The sequence below is a fragment of the Aliisedimentitalea sp. MJ-SS2 genome (assembly GCF_032586155.1).
Lineage (GTDB): Bacteria > Pseudomonadota > Alphaproteobacteria > Rhodobacterales > Rhodobacteraceae > JAWHTC01.
Genome location: NZ_JAWHTC010000006.1, coordinates 161,187 through 178,228 on the forward strand (window position 1 = coordinate 161,187; position 17,042 = coordinate 178,228).

16 protein-coding genes are annotated in these 17,042 nt (G+C 58.6%); 4 read left to right on the top strand and 12 right to left on the bottom strand.

Annotated elements, in window-relative coordinates; translation table 11 throughout:
* Window positions 1-70 precede the first annotated feature (70 nt).
* Window positions 71-3,514 carry a glycosyltransferase gene (locus RXV86_RS20770; RefSeq protein ID WP_316302450.1) on the top strand — a complete coding sequence of 1,148 codons (3,444 nt, stop codon included), beginning with the start codon at window positions 71-73 and terminating at the stop codon, window positions 3,512-3,514.
* Window positions 3,514-6,006 (top strand): DUF3131 domain-containing protein, encoded by a 2,493-nt coding sequence (locus RXV86_RS20775; RefSeq protein WP_316302451.1) that lies wholly within the window; start codon window positions 3,514-3,516, stop codon window positions 6,004-6,006. The genes RXV86_RS20770 and RXV86_RS20775 overlap by 1 nt, the downstream gene beginning before the upstream one ends.
* A 45-nt stretch (window positions 6,007-6,051) precedes the next feature.
* Here RXV86_RS20775 and RXV86_RS20780 read toward each other — a convergent pair whose 3' ends face one another.
* Both RXV86_RS20780 and RXV86_RS20785 read right to left on the bottom strand, forming a co-directional pair.
* Entirely contained in the window at window positions 6,052-6,666 is a 615-nt protein-coding gene (locus RXV86_RS20780; protein ID WP_316302452.1) for a hypothetical protein, read from the bottom strand.
* A gap of 843 nt (window positions 6,667-7,509) precedes the next feature.
* Complete coding sequence (locus tag RXV86_RS20785; RefSeq protein WP_316302453.1) at window positions 7,510-7,986, bottom strand: DUF411 domain-containing protein; 477 nt, start codon at window positions 7,984-7,986, stop codon at window positions 7,510-7,512.
* 199 nt (window positions 7,987-8,185) lie between these two features.
* On the opposite strand from RXV86_RS20785, the gene RXV86_RS20790 reads away from it, so the two are divergent.
* The gene (locus RXV86_RS20790) at window positions 8,186-8,386 is read left to right on the top strand and encodes a copper chaperone (RefSeq protein WP_316302454.1); all 201 of its coding nucleotides are present in this window, start codon (window positions 8,186-8,188) and stop codon (window positions 8,384-8,386) included.
* Between the two features lie 2 nt (window positions 8,387-8,388).
* On the opposite strand, the gene RXV86_RS20795 is transcribed toward RXV86_RS20790, so the two are convergent.
* A complete protein-coding gene (locus RXV86_RS20795) occupies window positions 8,389-8,934 on the bottom strand; it encodes a hypothetical protein (protein WP_316302455.1) in 546 nt (181 codons plus the stop codon).
* Between the two features lie 61 nt (window positions 8,935-8,995).
* Between RXV86_RS20795 and RXV86_RS20800 the strand changes: the two genes are divergently transcribed.
* Complete coding sequence (locus tag RXV86_RS20800) at window positions 8,996-9,598, top strand: Crp/Fnr family transcriptional regulator (RefSeq protein ID WP_316302456.1); 603 nt, start codon at window positions 8,996-8,998, stop codon at window positions 9,596-9,598.
* Here the strand turns inward: RXV86_RS20800 and RXV86_RS20805 are convergent, their stop codons facing one another.
* From RXV86_RS20805 to RXV86_RS20845, 9 genes are all read right to left on the bottom strand, one after another.
* On the bottom strand, window positions 9,599-10,327 hold the full coding sequence (locus RXV86_RS20805) for a DsbA family protein (RefSeq protein ID WP_316302457.1): 729 nt from the start codon (window positions 10,325-10,327) through the stop codon (window positions 9,599-9,601). It lies immediately after the preceding gene.
* Window position 10,328: 1 nt separating this feature from the next.
* Entirely contained in the window at window positions 10,329-10,781 is a 453-nt protein-coding gene (locus RXV86_RS20810; RefSeq protein ID WP_316302458.1) for a cytochrome c, read from the bottom strand.
* 14 nt (window positions 10,782-10,795) lie between these two features.
* Window positions 10,796-12,205 (bottom strand): multicopper oxidase family protein, encoded by a 1,410-nt coding sequence (locus RXV86_RS20815; protein ID WP_316302459.1) that lies wholly within the window; start codon window positions 12,203-12,205, stop codon window positions 10,796-10,798.
* 13 nt (window positions 12,206-12,218) lie between these two features.
* Complete coding sequence (locus tag RXV86_RS20820) at window positions 12,219-13,118, bottom strand: cytochrome c (protein ID WP_316302460.1); 900 nt, start codon at window positions 13,116-13,118, stop codon at window positions 12,219-12,221.
* Window positions 13,119-13,127: 9 nt separating this feature from the next.
* Entirely contained in the window at window positions 13,128-13,745 is a 618-nt protein-coding gene (locus tag RXV86_RS20825) for a cytochrome c (RefSeq protein WP_316302461.1), read from the bottom strand.
* Window positions 13,746-13,805: 60 nt separating this feature from the next.
* Window positions 13,806-14,144 carry a hypothetical protein gene (locus tag RXV86_RS20830; protein ID WP_316302462.1) on the bottom strand — a complete coding sequence of 113 codons (339 nt, stop codon included), beginning with the start codon at window positions 14,142-14,144 and terminating at the stop codon, window positions 13,806-13,808.
* Window positions 14,145-14,147: 3 nt separating this feature from the next.
* Window positions 14,148-14,600 carry a cytochrome c gene (locus RXV86_RS20835; protein WP_316302463.1) on the bottom strand — a complete coding sequence of 151 codons (453 nt, stop codon included), beginning with the start codon at window positions 14,598-14,600 and terminating at the stop codon, window positions 14,148-14,150.
* A 21-nt stretch (window positions 14,601-14,621) separates the two neighbouring features.
* The gene (locus RXV86_RS20840; RefSeq protein ID WP_316302464.1) at window positions 14,622-15,224 is read right to left on the bottom strand and encodes a L,D-transpeptidase; all 603 of its coding nucleotides are present in this window, start codon (window positions 15,222-15,224) and stop codon (window positions 14,622-14,624) included.
* Window positions 15,225-16,200: 976 nt separating this feature from the next.
* Window positions 16,201-16,908 (bottom strand): IS6 family transposase, encoded by a 708-nt coding sequence (locus RXV86_RS20845; protein ID WP_316302465.1) that lies wholly within the window; start codon window positions 16,906-16,908, stop codon window positions 16,201-16,203.
* Window positions 16,909-17,042: the final 134 nt, after the last annotated feature.

The following is a 17,042-nucleotide window of genomic DNA, read 5'->3' on the forward strand; positions in this document are numbered from 1 at the left end:
CAGAGACACATGTTGAGACCGACCGGAGGCAGAGGACTGCATCCCGGCGTCAAGGCTGTGGGTGCATCTGATGGCAAATGGTAGGTACACGTTTCTGTTCGACGTCGAGGAATCAAGCCGGGATCTGGTTTTCTACGACGCCTCACGGGTCCGCAAGAAGCGGGTGCGCCGGTTGGCCCTGTCGGTGATCTTCGTCGCGGTGGTCTGGCTCGGCGTGTTCTTTGCCGGAACCATCTCCCTGTCCGGCGTGATCGACGAGATTGCGCTGTGGTGGAACATCAAGACAATCGACACGGTCCAACCCCAGGACACCACGGGCAAAGAAGCAAAGCATGATCACTCGCATGACAGCAAGGCAACGTTTCGCGAAAGCCGTGCATTCTGGGCGGCCAATGCGGCGGAACTGAACCAAGGCAACTGCGGCGGAGCGGTTTCGACAGCTGCCAACACCAATGGTGGGCGGGTTATTGGCTATGTCCCAACGGCACTGCAGTGGGCGCCGTCCTCGCTCGAAATGAGCTGCGACACGCTTGATGTCGTTGTTACCGACTGGATTACCATCAAGGTCATCGATGGCCAATTGAACCCGGTTCTTGCCAGCAACAGCGTCCGCGAAGCCGTCGAAACCTACTTGAACACTGCCACTCACAACCCCGAACTCATGCCGTCGGTCATTCTCGACACCGGCTATGACGTCGATGGGTTTCTTGCCCGGATGAGCATGCCGCAAACCCGCGCCACACTCGTCAGCGACCTCGCAGACCTGACAGCGCAGCTTGACGCCACCGGCCTGTGCCTCGACTTCCGGCAATTGAACGCGGCCCAGTTGCTGACGCAGGAACGCCTGTTCGCTGACCTCGCACAAAAGCTCAAGACCGGCGGGCATCAGGCCTGCGGCATCTTTGGTGCTGGTCAGGACGTGTGGTCCGACAACCGTATCACCCGGCATTTCGATACCGTCATCCTCAAGGCCTTCCAGGATCCCTGGGTCGGCAGCCCCCCTGCCCCTCTGTCCGGCGACGCCTGGTTCGCCGACACGGTTCAACGCGCCTTGACCGTCGTTGGCACCGACCGGTTGACCATCGCATTGGGCAGTTTTGCCGCCGATTGGGCCACTGGCAAACCGGTCCCGCAAAAGCTGGCCTTTGCCGAAGCCATGACCCGGATGGCGGAAAGCAAGACCAAACCGGTCTTCAGCCCGGAAACCGGCAACACGTTCGCAACCTACCGCGATACCGACGGTCGCAATCACAAGCTCTGGGTTCTGGACGCGGCATCGTTCCACAACCAATTGCAGACCCTCAAGTCGCTGGGCCTGGAAGATGTCGCGGTCTGGTCGCTTGGAACCGAGGACCCCGGCATCTGGACTGCCCTGCAAAGTGGCGGCGCCTCGGCCGAAGCACTGGCATCGAACCTGTCCAAGCTGCGCTTCCGCAACTATGTCGCGTATCGCGGCGAAGGCGCGTTTCTTCGCGTAAGCGCCCGACCGCGTAATGGTTTTCGCACGGTGAATATCGATACGAACACCGGCCGCATCGCGGACATCGCCTACGAACAAACCCCACGACCCTACATTCTCGAGCGTTATGGCCAGCCGGAATTGCACAAGCTTGTCCTGACCTTCGATGACGGCCCGCACGAGACATATACCCGCGACATCCTCGATGTGCTGGAGGAAACCCAGACACCGGGTGCGTTTTTCGTTGTCGGCACGCAGGTTCTGGAAGAGCCGGACCTGCTGCAACGGATGATCGACGAGGGCCACGAGGTTGGCTCGCACACCTATTCGCACCCACGCATGGATCAGATCTCGTGGTCGCGCGGCGATCTTGAGCTTGGCATGATGAAAAAGCTGATTGCCGGCTACACCGGGCGCACCACATCACTTTACCGCGAACCGTTCCTGCGCGCCGGTGGTCCGATCACCGAAGACCGCGTCTGGTCGCTTGAAAAGGTCCAGGCCTCGGGCGGGATCATTTCCGGAATGGAGATCGTCCCGAAAGACTGGGAAGGTCTGTCGGCACAGGCCATCGCGAAATACGTCATCGACGAGGTCAACAACGGCGTTGGCAATGTCATCGTGTTGCATGACGGTGGCCAGGACAGAACCGCAACCGTCGAAGCCCTGCCGATCATTATCGGCACGCTCAAGGCGCAAGGCTATGAGTTCACCTCGCTGGCCGACCTTCTGGGCACCACGCCGGCGGCTCTGATGCCCGCAGCAGATGGTGAATGGGTGTTGTTCGACCGGGTCTCGTTCGGCTTTTTCTCGGCGACCTGGTTCAGCCTCAAGACCATTTTCTGGGTGGTTTTGGCCATCGGCGTTGTCCGGACGCTGATCATCCTGATCCTTGCCCTTCTCCGCCGCCGGTCGCGCCCGGTCGACGATGGTTTTGAACCCAAGGTGACGGTCGTGATCCCGGCCCACAACGAAGAAAAGGTCATCAACCGCTGCGTCAACAGCGTGCTGGCCAGCGATTACGGCAATTTCGACGTGATGATCATCGACGATGGCTCGACCGACGGAACCTTCGACAAATTGCTGCGCTTCCTCCACAATCCACGCATCCAGGTTTTTGCCCAGTTAAATCAGGGCAAATGGAGCGCCCTGAACGCCGCCGTTGCCAATACCGACTCCGAGGTGATCGTTTGTATCGACGCCGATACCCAGATCGCGCCTGACGCCATCCGCCACTTGGCCCGGCAGTTCAGCAACCCGAAAATCGGCGCTGTGGCCGGCAAGATCACGGTTGGCAACCGCCGCAACCTGCTGACCCGGCTTCAGGCTCTGGAATATGTCACCGCGCAGAATTTCGATCGCCGTGCCTATGACCTGGTCAACGGCATGCTGGTCGTGCCGGGGGCCATCGGTGCATGGCGCGTCGCGGCGGTGCGTGATGCCGGGCGCTATTGCAACGACACGATGACCGAAGACGCCGATCTGACCGTTGCCGTCAACCGCTTCGGCTACCGCGTGACCTATGAGGAAAAGGCCGTTGCCTATACCGAAGCACCGGAATCCGTCAGCCAGCTTCTGACCCAACGCCTGCGCTGGTCGCTCGGCATGTTCCAGACCTCGTGGAAGCACAAGGGCGCCTTCCGCCAGGGCCGCGCGGTCGGGCTGTTTTCGATCCCGGACATGCTGATCTTTGGCTACCTCTTCCCGCTGCTTGCGCCGATTGCCGATATCTTTGTGGTCATCCTGCTCTACAAGCTCTTGGCCGGCACCTGGAGCGGCGAGGTTGGCGCCGCGGTTTCGTCCGCCCCCAATCACCTGATCCTGGCCTACCTGATCCTGCCAATGCTTGATCTCGTGGTTGCGGCCTACGCCCTGAAATCCGATGGCCAGGAAAAGATGCGGCTGCTCTGGCTGTTCCCGTTCCAGCGGTTCTTCTATCGCCAATTGCTCTACTTCTCGGTTTATCGTTCCGTGCTGCGCGCCATCACCGGCACGCTTGCAGGCTGGGGGCAAATGAAACGAACCGGTTATGAACCCGTCCGGAGGCCTGCGTGATGAAACGACGGAGTTTTCTCAAATCCGCGGCGGCCACCGGACTGTTCGCCGCCGGTTCCGGATATCCGGTGCAGGCAAGCCCGGTCATCACCTCCACAAGTATCGTGCTGACCGATATCTCAGCTGATACCGATCCAGTTTTTCTTGGTGCTTTCGCGGCAAACCTTGCGGAGTTCGGCATACCGATCACTTGCGTTCTGGACCAACGGGACGCGGCCGCTGGCAAACAGGAATTGATGCGCTCGGTTCAGGCGCTTGTTCAAATCGGCGGCGGGGTCGAATTCGCTTTGAACATACCCGAGCTTTCGACCATGACGCCCTATTTCCAATCCCGTGCCATATTCGAAGCCAAGAAGGCCCTGGCCAAGATCCTAACGCCGCAGAATCTGCCCGGCACCATCCAGACGGTGCTGTGTCATGAAACCGAGGCGCCAACCAACCCGGCCGGTGTGCGCGCTGCCGGCGTGTTCAGCGTTGTCGTGTTGCCGAAAAGCGAACGACCCGTGCGTTCCGAGGCATGGCAAGACGCCTCGGTGCGGTTTTCCGGTGGCTACCGGATATCTCCGCGCAAGGAATTCGTTTTCGACCGCGATATGGTGGGCAGCGAAAACAAGTTGATCTATTTCGTCTCGGCGCGCGATGTGTCTGCGGCAAGCGAAGGGCAGTTGCTCGGCTGGAGCACGCGCCTGGGTCAGGCCCTTGCGCAGCGTGAAGCCGCCGGTCAACTTGCCCTGATGCCCCTGCCCGACATGCGGTTGCGCGATAATTTCGTGAACGAGCGGCTGGTCTCGGTCCTGATCGACCTGCCGGAAACCCCAACCGACGCCGAACGGCGCGCGGTTAGCGATCTTTCCGAAAGGCTCGCGCAAACCGGAATTCCGGTGACGACCAAACATGCGGGAACACACTTCTGGTCCAGTATGCAGGATGGCGTGGAAACGCTGTCGCCGATCACCACAACCTGCAAGCCGGGGCACCCGGTCGGCCTGTCGGCGAGGACCGAGATCAAACCCGGTTTCGGGTTGCAGCTTGTCTCGGACGATCCTCACCTTTCCGGGGTAGAGGGATGCGGATTTCTCAAGCTTTCCGTCACTGAAGTCCGAAGTGACACGGCCGCAGGCGAGTTGTCGGAGCGCATTGCGCAGAAACGCGACAAGGTCATCCTGATACGAACCGACCAGATTTCCACGCCGGTTGCCCGTCGACGCATTCAGGTGGCCCTGTCCGATCTGCGCCACGATGCGGTCACCCGGTATGTCGGACTGCACGACATGGTCGCCCAGATGCATTCCAACGGTCCGGTGGAAACACGCCACCGGCTGACGCGCGCGGCGATCGCCGGTTCGGCGGCAAAGGCGGCGGCCAAGCCCGCCCAGAACCTGCACCCGCAACTGCTCGAAGATGCCAAACACGCCTGGAGCTTCATCGAAAAATACACCAACCGCACAACCGGCCTGTGCCCGGCAACCGTCAACCAGGGCGCCGGCGGCAGCATTCACGAAGCGGTCACTATGTGGGATGTGGGCAGCAACATCAACGCCATCGCAGCCGCTGCCGAACTCGGGTTGATCGACAAGAAACAAGCCATCAAGCGAATGAAACGAATCTTGCCCAACATCACCGGCCGGCGCACCGAAAACCGGTTGTTGCCGCAGGGCTGGATCAGGACAGATCGCTTTCACTGGGGCGATTGGACCTTTGACGGCTGCGACGCCGGGCGGCTTCTGTCCGCTCTGGACGTGTTCCGCCGCCGCGTAGGCCTGGAAAAGGAGCTCGAAAAACAAGTGGCCGCCTGGGAGTTCGACAAGGTCATTACCAACCGCGAACTCCACTCGTTCAAGGAACGCAAGCTGATCACGACGTATAACTCGCATTGCGCCCACTACCTTGCCCTGGCGTTCCGCCGATGGGGCTACGATATCGTCTCTCCCTACGAGACGTTCACCGGCGGATCACCGGCCGATGGCGAGGTGGCGCTGCTCGAAACCGTTGCCGCCATTGGCCCGCTGGGCGCTGAACCTCTTCTGCTCGAAGCGATCGAGCTGGGAATGTCGCCCGAAAGCTCCTATCTGGCGGACGTGCTTTATTACGCCCAGGAGGAAGAGTATCACGACACCGGACGGCTGGTCTGCGTCTCGGAAACACCCATCGACCAGAAGCCCTGGTTCATCTACCAGGGGCTTCAACTGGGGGCCGGGCCGCGCGCCTGGCGGCTTGATACGGTCGGGCATGAACCGCAATACCTGACCGCCGAGGCCGCGGACAAGCTGCTCTCCTTCTCGACCAAGGCCGCGTATCTCTGGGCTGCCTACAAGCCCGGCGCGCTTTCCGAAAAACTTCTTGCGCGGGCGCGCGCGACGGCCCGCAACAAGACCGGCTTCGCGTCGAGCATCAATCTGAAGGCAAACAAGACCTCGACCAATTATACCGATCTGAACACCAATTCGGTCATCCTTCAGGCCGTCGCGCATAGCCTGCACGGAACAGGGTGATCCAGTTAGCCGCCGTCACACGGCGACCTCCGGATTGTCCGCATCTCAAATCGCTCGACACGTCGACAGGGAAATCTCTCCCGCCTGAACCGGCATGCCGCGGGCGGGGTTGATCACGGCTGCCTGCACCCCGGTGATCGACGCCATGCACCGATCCGCTTGGCGCGCACTGACCGAACGGCCACCGACATAGATGTCCAGCCAGGGCAACCCGGAATAGCCCGAGTGGCACGGGCCGTTTTGCGGGCGCGGGCCATCGCCGCACAGATCCTCCACGATCCCGTATTTCTGTATCCTTGGGAAGTAGAACCGGGTGCCGGCCGGAAAGTCCATCCGGCTGCGCCCGCCCCGTTTCGAGTGGCCGACGGCAACCGTGATCGGATCATTGTAGGTGCCGGTGCCGCCTGCCTGGCGATGGATCACAGGCCGGGCAATGCGCGCTGACCCTCGCGGCGTGTTGTCCCAGTAACTATAGCCCGTCAGATATATCTGCATGGGGACAGCCCGGTTAGGCGCGGTTCGGACCGGTGTCACACCAACGGCCACCCCGGACGTCGACACAAAGGCATTCCGCGTCGGTGTCTGTTTCGACGACGTGCACCCGGCAACACCCACTGCGAAAATCCCGAATACCGCTGCACGCAAAAGCTGATTTCCCATGAAAACCTCCTGAAGCTGATCGCGGGCGTCAACGCCCAATGGGACCGGGACACGCGGTTCGCTGCCCTAGCGCACAAAGCTTCGAAGAGAGGGGTAAACCAGCCGTTTACACGACCGTGGAATGAACCTGCAATTTTGTTAAAATAGAATGACTCGGCGGGCGGGTTACCCCGGTATCAACGCGGATGGGATAAGGTGAATCGCGGTCGGTGTCGGTCTGAAGCAAACAGTATCCGGTGGTGACACCGCCGACGTTTCGGCTACAAGACGCGACCGCAACGTACAAATACCATGCACTGCCGAAACTGCGGATCTACCGCGAAATCGCCAGTCGACTCACCCGCTTCAGAACACGCCGACGCAATGCCGAGGCTGGCATTAGACTGCGCTCAACCGACGTGCGGATCGCGACGTCTGTTTGCTCTGACCGGGATATGTGTCGGATCGGGAACCCGCATTGCCCGGGTCACCAGCTACTGTGATAAAATGCGAGACGAGCCCACCCTTGCAGACGGGCTCGCCCCAGAATCTTGTAGCTTGTCGCGGCCGCCATCGCCTTCAAAGTGATCGCCCACTACGCTGCCACCGGCGGCCCCGAGATTGAACGTGGTGCCCGGTAGGAAGCCACTCAGCGTAACGGTCAGGGACGCGGAAGCCGTCGGTGTCGGTCAACACAGCGTCCAGCTGAACCGCCACGTCCTCACCCGCGACGCCATCAGAAACCGCAGGCCCATCGACCAGACGGAAATACAACTCTCCCGCCCCGTGATTGGTGCCCCAGACCGCAACGACAGTCCCGTCTTCCAGCGTCGTCAGAACCGGGTTTCCGCAATTGGAACCGCGTCAGGCACCGTTGTAATGGGCAAAAACCTCGGTCTCGCCGTCTTTTCTGATCAGCAAAACGCTATACGTATCTCGTTCACTTTCCGGACCCATTCCTGGCGAACCATAAGGCATACCTGGAACCGTCAGGCCGATTGCGTCCGGGCGTTCTGCCAACAAGCGCCGAACATCCGCCGGTGGAACATGGCCTTCGACAAAGTATCCATCAATCGTCGCAGTATGGCATGAGGCAAGTTCTTCGGTGATGCCGTTCCTGAGCTTGTAGCCATAGAGGGCTTCGTTCGACGCGTTCTGCACGGTCACATCAAACCCTGACATGCGCATGATCTTGATCCAAGCGCCGCAACATCCGCAGTCGGGGTCTTTGATGACATGGAGCGTGGAGTTGTTTTGAGCTAGCGCAGGCAGCGAAGACGCGACAAAGGCGGCTGCGGCACCCATCAAAACGTTCCGGCGATTTGTCTTCAATGTTTGCATGGCGTTTCCCCTTATTGTGTCCAGAACCAGTACGACGCGGTTGAACCTAGCCTTGAAGCCGACTGTGGCCTTGTCATTGGTATTACGTTCACACGCTTCGCTCCATGACTTTGCTCAAGCCTCACAAAGAGGTGATTGTCTTGACGTTCCAGCACAGTAACGGAGTAGCGGTGAATTTGAAGGTCATTGAAGACACGTAATGACCGTCTTCAACGTTCCCGACATTGGATGCGATCACAGCAAAGCCACGATTGAAAAGGCGATTGGGGAAACAGAGGCTTCCGCGACGGTCTCATTTGACAGGGTCGCCTGCGAGATCGGCGTTTCAAGCTGTCTTACGGACGAAGGCGTGGCGGCGCTACTGAACAAGGAAGGTTATCCCAGCACGATCACCGTCTAGACTCAGTGCATACCGTGACCGGTCGCAATACCGAGATGGTGTTCGCGGTGGTGATCACCGACGGCCATCAGGCCGAAAAACCCAAGCGCCTGTATCTGACGCGGATTCTCCTTCGACCTGACCGTCCATACAAGCGCGTCTCCGTCATGCACGACAATACTGTCCCAGCCTGTTTCCGCTGCGAGAACAGGGCCATGCGCAGGTATCATGCGCGATACGGCCGCGCCACCCTCTCCGGTCAACCGGATGCGCATTTCCAGCCCGTCTTCAACCAACGACGTCTCAGTTTCGGCATGCATTACCAGCTTGTCCATGTCGACGAGATGGGCCCGTAGACCTTCGATATCGACTTGTGTCCAATCGGTTTCCGGCGAATGCCGGAGCAGAGCGACGATTTCCGCAATGGCAGCAAACGCGCCCTGGCCTGGTTCGGCAATCCCAGGTGCCGTTGGAGCGGAATGTGCTCCTGAATGCGTGTGGCCTGACTGCGCTGCCGCCGCGATGGCAGTGGCAGTAAGAATTGCTGCGGCTATGACAATGCGCTTCATGTTGCCTGAATCCTTTCGTGGCTTTCTGTTTTCGATTGTGCTGAATTGAGGGGGCTTAAATATGATAGAAATCACAAAGAGTGTGGATGCCATGCTCCCCCCACCGTTCGACCACCTGCCCGCAACGGCGGCTAGCACCAAGAAATTGGACGCCGGAGAACGGCTTTTTCTGCAGGGGGACAAGACCACATCGATTTACTTTCTGGCGTCGGGAGACATCCGGCTTGTTCGATACGGAGAAGCTGGCCATCTCGTGCCGGTCTTTCGCGCTGCCGCTGGCGATACATTCGCAGAAGCGGCCCTGTTTTCACCGACCTATCATTGCAATGCTGTCGCGCAGACGCCTTCGACGGTCATCGCCCTGAACAAAACCGAAATCCTGCAAGCGATGGCGCAGGATCCGCTCTTTGGGCTTGCTCTGGCACAGAGATTTGCGGGACAGGTGCAGAGGTATCGCCGCAAGCTGGAAATCCTCGCCATCCCAAAAGCGGAAGATCGGGTTTTTGCCGCACTCTCCGACGGATGGCTCACCGGCAAAGTGGTCGACTTTGCCAGTGAGATTGGGCTTTCGCACGAGGCTACTTTTCGGGCGCTTGCACAGCTTGTACGCAAAGGGCGCGCCGTTAAAGTGGCGCGCGGGCTTTATCGGGTTGCTGCGTGGTAGTCACCGGTCGGCCCGGATTTCTGCAATCAGGCGTTTGATTTCCTCTTCCGGCACCAGACCGGGTGCGAGCGCGTCGCCAATCACGAAGGATGGTGTGCCGTTGAAACCGAGATTGGACGCCAGCATCATTGAAATCCGGATATGGTCATCCACTTCAGGTGCCTCCATATCGACCTTCAATTTGGCCAAGTCGAGCCCGAGGTCACGCGCCACTTGCATAACTGTTGCTTCGTTGGCTTTTGGTTTCATTTCCATCATTGCCCAGTGGAATTCTTCATACTTTCCCTGATTCCGCGCGGCCAAAGCGGCCCGGGCTGCAAAGACCGACCCCTCGCCCAGGATCGGCCATTCCCGGTAGACGACGCGGACCCCGGTATCGTCTCCGATCACGTTCTGGATGACGGGCGCAGCACGTTTGCAGTAGGGGCAGTTGTAGTCGAAAAACTCGACGATCGTGACATCGCCAGCCGGGTTTCCAATGACTGGCGCATTGGCGTCGTTTTCCAGCAAGTCGCGTTGCTCGGAAAGGACGCTTTGGGCAGTAGCGGCTTCTGCCTCGGCTTCGCGCTTCTGCAGAATATCAACCGCCTGCATGATGATTTCCGGGTTTTCCAGGATCGCTTCCAGGGCCAGCCGCTTCACGTCGTCTTTGGTCAACTCATCCGCTTGCGCGATGGCCGCTCCAAACGACAAGATGGCCGCAAGTATCCATGCAAATACGTTTCTCATATCAATCTGATCCCCATTTCATTGCTTCTGTGCGTTGCTGCTGAGCCATCCGTTCGCGTTTCGGCCAGGTCGATTTGATGTAGGCAAGGATGTCCCAGATATCCTGATCCGACAGGCTTTCTTCAAAACCCGGCATGCCGCTTTTGGCGCTGGTTATTCCGGCACGCTCCAGCGTGATCTGCCCGCCAAGTTTGGTATAGCTGAACAGCATCGTGTCATCGTGGTGCCAGGTGTGCCCGGTCTTGTCATGCGGCGGCGCAGGCAGGACACCATTTTCGTCGGGCGTGCGCCAATTTGGTTGGCCTTCAAGGTCAACACCATGACAACTGGCGCAGCTTTCCGCATAAAGATTGGCACCGCGTGACGGATCGGAGTTTTCGGGCTGTTCCTGCGAAAGTCCGGGACTGGCATACGCAAGCCAAGCCAAAACCGCCGCAGCGAGTGGTTGCTTCATTAAAGTTTCCTTTCTCATGTAACTCGCAGCCAGGTTTTCATCCCGGCGGCCTGATGCGACAGCATGTGGCAGTGCAACAGCCAATCACCGGGGTTGTCGGCGACAAAGGCAATCTCGCGCGTTTCTCGCGCATCCATCAGGATGGTGTCTTTCAGAGGGCCAAACGTTCCATCAGGTAGGACCTCCTGGAAATGCGTGCCGTGCAAATGCATGGCATGCGGGAACACGGTGTTGTTTTGCATCGGTATCCGGATGGTTTCGCCCCGTTGCGCCGTGATCAGAGGCGCCTCGGGCAAACCCACCTCGCCGTTGAACGTCCAGATCTGACCTTCCCGGACCAGTTCCTGCGGGCTCATCACGCGGCCTTTGTATTTGCCCTGACGCAATCCCCCCATTGCTCCGCCTTCCATGTTCAGCGGAACCGAACGCGCGGCCTTGAGGTCAGTCAGCCGTTCGATCGGGTTGCCGGGAAGGCGTGGCACCGGACCGCGCGGGGTTTTCGCGTGCTGTCCGGTCACTTCGATTTCTTCCAGCAGATAGCCGGTGTCGCGTTCGTGAATGACCAGTTGCACCGTTTCCCCGACGGCTGCCGTGACATCGACAATCAGGTCTGCGCGTTCGGCCGGGCCAAACACCATCACCTCGGGGGTTTCCAGCGTTTCCAATGGCATGCCGTCGCGGGCAACGATCTTGCCGGCAACGCCGTTCAGCGAAACCGACATGATCCGGTCCGTTGCCACGTTGACGAAGCGGAGCCTCAACCGTTGGTTTTGCTCAACCGTACTAATCTGCGGGGCCAAATGCGCATGAATGTAATTGCCCATGCGCCCGGCATGGGTCCAATCATGCATCGCTCCGAAATCGTCGGTGATCTGCGCCTTTTTGCTCAGCCGCCAGTCGTCCAGCACGATGGTGACATCGTGGTCGACCTCCGGTGGCTGCTCCTCATCCACGATCAAGACACCGTAGAGGCCGCGAGCAACCTGTTCGGTGGATTGGTTGTGCGAGTGGTACCAATAGGTTCCCGCATCCTTCAGAGGCAGCTCGTAAAGGAACTCACCGCCCTGTGCGACGGCGTCCTGCGTCATGCCCGGCACACCATCCATTGCATTAGGCACCCGCAACCCGTGCCAATGTACCGAGGTCGGTTGCGGCAGGTTGTTGACCAGCCGCCTTTGCAGCACGTCGCCCTGCCTTGCCCGGATCATCGGCCCCGGCACGCCTCCGCCAAATCCCCAAATCTCGGTCTCGGGATAATCTCCGAATTCCGCGGTGATCAGGCGCACGCGCCCCGGCTTGGCCTCTAGCGTGGGGGGGGCCGTCGCGGCCCTCCCGACGCTCGGCACAAGAGACATTGCCGTTGCGCCTGCCATGAATTTCCGGCGATTGAGTTCCACACGCATTCCTTTCTTTGCGAATTCCATCATTGTTTTGACCTCACCCACCCGAATGATCGTCAAGCAGGTAGGTGGCCATGGCCCGGCGATCTTCTTCGGTCAGAAAGCTCGTTCCATAGAGAACCACCTCGCCCATAGCGCCGCCAAACGCATCGCCATCGGGCGTGATGCCGGTGCGCAAAGCGAAGGCCAGGCTGTCAAGCGTCCAACCCTTCTTTTTCAAGGAGTCAAAGTCGATCGCTGGGGCCTTGCCTCCGCCCGGCAAGGCATCGCTGCCTTTGAAGTGCTCGGTATCAGACTTTCTGGCCCCTGCGAAGTTGCGGCCAGTGTGACAGGCAGCGCAATGCGCGGCGCCTTCGACCAACAAACGCCCGCGATTCCAAACATCATCATTGCCCGGAATGGGATTGGTTCTGGGAGGCTCCAGAAACGCCGCCCGCCATAGCTTCAGACCCCACCGTTGATTGAATGGGAAGGTCATGTCCTGATCTTGCGAAGCCTTTGCCATTGGCGGGACCGTTTGGAAGGCCGCCCAGAGATCGGCAATGTCCTGATCGGTGAAATTGCCATAGAATGGATAGGTGAAGGCCGGATAATAGGGCTGGCCATCCGGGGAAATCCCTTGACGAACCGCCACCGCGAACTGCTCCAATGTCCACCCCCCGATCCCGTGCACTTTGTCAGTTGTCAGGTTGGGCGAGTAGAGCGTGCCGAACGGTGTCTCAAACTTTACACCGCCCGCCAGCGGAGCACCTCCTCCAGCGACATCCGTGTGACAGGCGATACAGCCCGAGGCGCGCGCAAGATAGGCACCGCGGTCTACATTTCCGGCCAAATCAAAGGGTCGGGGCGGCACGCCGATCGGCCATGCCACCACCGCAGCCAGACCCGCCGACGCCATAACGGCACCGGCAAGGCCCAAACGAATGATACGTTTCATCTGACAGGCTCATTCAGTGCGGAAACGCGTATGGCATGCTGAACAGGTCTGGCTCAGCATCATGAACACGCCATCGGCTGGCATTTGTGCCAGGGCACCAGGATCAGGTTGCCCGCCCATCATGCCACCACCTCCCATCATGCCACCACCCATCATGGTACCAGAGCCCATCATGGTGCCAGAGCCCATCATGCCAGACCCCATAGTGGTGGTGTTGCCCATCATCCCACCTTGCGCCGTGCCAGTCATCATCAGCCCGTTTTTTGATGCCGATGCCAGACCGTCGGAGAAGGTTTGCAATTGATCTGCCAAGGCCGTGAAGGTTGCCCAATCCTGCCAGATTTCGGGCTTTGCCACTGAGGGTTTGTCGAGCGAACCTTCAGGGAACAGCTTGGTCAGGGCATTCCCGGCATGTGCCGCGATATTCTTTGCCTCGCGGCGAACGGTGGCCGCGTCATAGGCCGTTTTGCCCTGCATCATCGGCGTCAGCACTTTCATGGCTTCCTTCATGACGCCCATTCCGTCCATACGTTCCTTGACGATGCCGGTTGCGCCGCCGTGTGCCAGGGCGGCGGCGGAAATGATCGACGCGGCGATGGCGCCGGCTGTCAGTTTCGAGATTTTCATGATCTTGTCCTGTCAAAAATTGAAATCAGCGCCCGACTGCGGGCGCATTGTTTTTTTGAATCAGGACAAAACTCGCGGCGGTGGTGGATCGTAAAGCGTAATGGACAACGCCCGCAACACAGGCGACGAAATCACCGCTCGGGCGGTGGGGGCGCTGAGTTGAGGCGCAGAATAGGCAGCAATCATCACCGCGACACCGCTGCAAAACGTACCGCCATGGCAATGCCCGGGATGGCCACTTTCTGCATGCGCCTCTTCAAGAGATTGTTCCGCTGCGGCAGGCGGAGAAGCGTCGTGAGTCCCATGGGCGTATGCCTGATCGGCGAACAGAAACAGGCCCGCAAAAAGCACTGTTACCGCCGCCATCCACTGCCCAAATCTGAAGCCGCTCAAAATCACCGCCTAATTGATCCCGTTTTCCCGTTGCAATTCGCGAACATAGGCTACGATGCCTTTGACATCGGCGCGGGTCAAGCCTTCCACTGGGGCCATGCTGCCAAATCGCCAATGATGGGACCGTACTCCATTTTGAACGGCCAGAAAGAAAGCGGCATCGCCGTGGTGGCTGGGCTCGTAAATCTTGTGCACCAAAGGTGGCCCGGCACCATCAAGGCCGGTTGCGTTCTCACCGTGGCAAGCGGCGCAATTGCCGTTGAACGCAATCTCGCCAATCTTGGCGAGTGCGCTCAGGTCATCTGGCACTTTCACGGATACCATCGGCGCACCGGCCCCCGAAGCTGCCGGGGTTGCGAGTGATCCCGACCGCCCGCTAGCCGGATCTTGACTGGCATTCAAAAAAATCACCGCAGCGCCTGCAACAACGACCCCGCCGATCAACAAAGTTAGCTTGTCCATTCTAGCCTCTTCAACGGATGATCAGATCAGTTTCACCTGCGTGCCGATGGTCGCACGTTCGAAAACTTCTTCGATGTGTTCGTTGTAAAGGCCGATGCACCCGTTGGACGAGCGCCTGCCGATCTTGCGCGTGTCATGGGTGCCGTGGATTCGGTAATACTGCCAGGACAGGTACAAGGCCCGCGAGCCCATCGGGTTCTGAGGGTCGCCGCCCTTTATCACGGTCGGCCATTCAGGGTTGCGCTTGCGCATTGACGGTGTAGGCGCCCAACTCGGGTTCTTCCGTTTCTCGACGATCTCGGTATATCCGCGCTTGGTCAGTTCGTCCGTCAACGGTACGGATGTCGGGTAAATCCGCATCTCGCCGTCCTCGGTCCAATGCTGCAACACGCGGGTGGTCGTGTCGGAAATGATGATGCCACGTCCCAGGCGTTCGAAGTGATCCGGCCAGTCATGGATTGTGAAGGACGACACATTGCGGCGAACAGCCGTCGTTTCCTCCTGAACCTCTGCAGAAACCGTGGATTGAGCGTGCACCACCGAAGCAGGAAACACGCCGACTGCGCTGGCGCTAAACAAAAGCCGCCGACGCGTGATCGTGTATTGATTACTGGCGCCTGTCATGACTGCCCCTTCGTTTGTCCGGGCAATATGCGCCCGGTTTCGATGCGTTTGATTGGTTCCAGCGCAGGAACGTCAATAAGCGGGCAGATCACGATGTGGTGAAATTGTCGGCTAGTGTCGTTGTTTAGGTCCCGATGGTGCAAATCCAAAGGGGTTGAACATCAAAGGTGTAGCTCCTTAGCGAACAAACCATTGACAGTGTGGCACCGACTCAATGGAAGCACGTTCTTGTATAAGACCGCCAAGGCCGCCATACGATCGCTCGACGGAACCGGCCTTTTTGTCCCGCATTGCCAACCTTGAGAGTAACTACAGCGAAACTCTGTTATGCGGGGCAACGCGGGCCTTGCCCGATCCGGATAAATCGGCCGCGATAGTTAGCCCATACCTGCCCTTCTCCTGATGCAATGTGAATGCAACCGACGATCGGCAGGTACGGATTATGGTAGCCTTTGCAGCACAGGCGAGCGAAGGAGTTCCAGTGCGTGTTCGTCTTTGGCTTTTTCCACCTCTTAGCTTCCAACATTTTAGCTTCCAACATTTGCCGCGCTAAGGCCCGGAGATCGTGACCATCGATCAGGTATGGTGTGTTGTCTGCCAAAACCCGCGGGCCCGTCTTGATCCAACTTCGGATAGTCGCGACCGAGCAGTTCAGCGTTTTCGCCGCTTGACGGATCAACCTCCAGGTAGTGACCGGTTCCGTCGCCATGATGCCCTGACCCCAGATGCGCCACCAGATTCTTGGTCAGCTTTCCAGTAAGGGCTATTGCCCAAATCACCTCACTTTCTACCACTCAAGGAAAGCAAATGAGGCAAATCGAAGAAAGCGCGTACAATAACTCTCCGCGGAGAAATCCCGACAGAACATGGGAGTACATCCAAATACAGCAAACTATCCAAATGGTGAGAAGAGAAAAAGTGGCGGTGCTGTCAGACGGATGCGAACCAGTCTCTGCAAGGACAGCGGCGCTGCTCTTTATGACGCGCCAACTTGGCGCCATTCAGCGAGAGCGGCGGCACGGTTGAGCTTGAAACTTGCGCGTGAGTAAAGATGGCGTTCCTGATTGAAATGATTGTGAACTGATGAGTGAACGGTGATGAATTTCTGTAAACTTCGCATTCGGCGGAAACGCAACATCGCCCGCTCTCTTCGTCGAAAAGGTAAGTGTGAATTCTCGGCCCGGTTATTCAACCAGCGCCCGGTTTCCTGTCGGTCAGCATTGCCGATAACCTTCATCGCGGGGCTATAAGAGCGTAATTTGTCGGTCACGATTACTTGTGGTTTTCCAAAGCGCTTCATTGTTTTCCTGAGGAATTTCAATGCAGCTTTGCGATCACGACGCTTGGTGACATAGGATTCCAACACTTCGCCTTCGTGATCAACTGCGCGCCACAGATAGTGGGTTTCACCATAGATCTTTACGAAAACTTCGTCGAGATGCCATTGCCAATTCGAATGGGCACGAAGTTGCTGAACCCGTTTTCTTCGGATCTCTGACGCGAATATCGGACCGAACCGGTTCCACCAGAAGCGCACGGTTTCGTGGCTGATGTCGATACCGCGCTCGTACAGCAGGTCTTCGACATTCCGAAGCGAAAGTGGAAAGCGAACATACAGCATCACCGCCAGGCGAATGATTTCGGGACTGCTGTGAAAGTACTTGTACGGGTCACGTTTTGTCATGGGTGGACGTTACAAAACCACCCTACCCTGCTCAACTCGAATCCTTCTGACAGGACCCGTCGATCTGCTGCCTGAGGTCGCCCGGCAGGTAGTAGTTCTCCAGCAAGATGCGGTTTTTCAGGGTCTGGTGCCAT

Excerpts from the sequence above, each read along its gene's own strand:
- RXV86_RS20825 (WP_316302461.1), bottom strand. The coding sequence starts at position 13,745 with ATGAAAATCTCGAAACTGACAGCCGGCGCCATCGCCGCGTCGATCATT.
- RXV86_RS20780 (WP_316302452.1), bottom strand. The coding sequence starts at position 6,666 with ATGGGAAATCAGCTTTTGCGTGCAGCGGTATTCGGGATTTTCGCAGTG.
- RXV86_RS20795 (WP_316302455.1), bottom strand. The coding sequence starts at position 8,934 with ATGAAGCGCATTGTCATAGCCGCAGCAATTCTTACTGCCACTGCCATC.
- RXV86_RS20790 (WP_316302454.1), top strand. The coding sequence starts at position 8,186 with ATGACCGTCTTCAACGTTCCCGACATTGGATGCGATCACAGCAAAGCC.
- RXV86_RS20775 (WP_316302451.1), top strand. The coding sequence starts at position 3,514 with ATGAAACGACGGAGTTTTCTCAAATCCGCGGCGGCCACCGGACTGTTC.
- RXV86_RS20800 (WP_316302456.1), top strand. The coding sequence starts at position 8,996 with ATGATAGAAATCACAAAGAGTGTGGATGCCATGCTCCCCCCACCGTTC.
- RXV86_RS20815 (WP_316302459.1), bottom strand. The coding sequence starts at position 12,205 with ATGGAATTCGCAAAGAAAGGAATGCGTGTGGAACTCAATCGCCGGAAA.
- RXV86_RS20835 (WP_316302463.1), bottom strand. The coding sequence starts at position 14,600 with ATGGACAAGCTAACTTTGTTGATCGGCGGGGTCGTTGTTGCAGGCGCT.
- RXV86_RS20810 (WP_316302458.1), bottom strand. The coding sequence starts at position 10,781 with ATGAAGCAACCACTCGCTGCGGCGGTTTTGGCTTGGCTTGCGTATGCC.
- RXV86_RS20840 (WP_316302464.1), bottom strand. The coding sequence starts at position 15,224 with ATGACAGGCGCCAGTAATCAATACACGATCACGCGTCGGCGGCTTTTG.
- RXV86_RS20805 (WP_316302457.1), bottom strand. The coding sequence starts at position 10,327 with ATGAGAAACGTATTTGCATGGATACTTGCGGCCATCTTGTCGTTTGGA.
- RXV86_RS20820 (WP_316302460.1), bottom strand. The coding sequence starts at position 13,118 with ATGAAACGTATCATTCGTTTGGGCCTTGCCGGTGCCGTTATGGCGTCG.
- RXV86_RS20770 (WP_316302450.1), top strand. The coding sequence starts at position 71 with ATGGCAAATGGTAGGTACACGTTTCTGTTCGACGTCGAGGAATCAAGC.
- RXV86_RS20845 (WP_316302465.1), bottom strand. The coding sequence starts at position 16,908 with ATGACAAAACGTGACCCGTACAAGTACTTTCACAGCAGTCCCGAAATC.
- RXV86_RS20785 (WP_316302453.1), bottom strand. The coding sequence starts at position 7,986 with ATGCAAACATTGAAGACAAATCGCCGGAACGTTTTGATGGGTGCCGCA.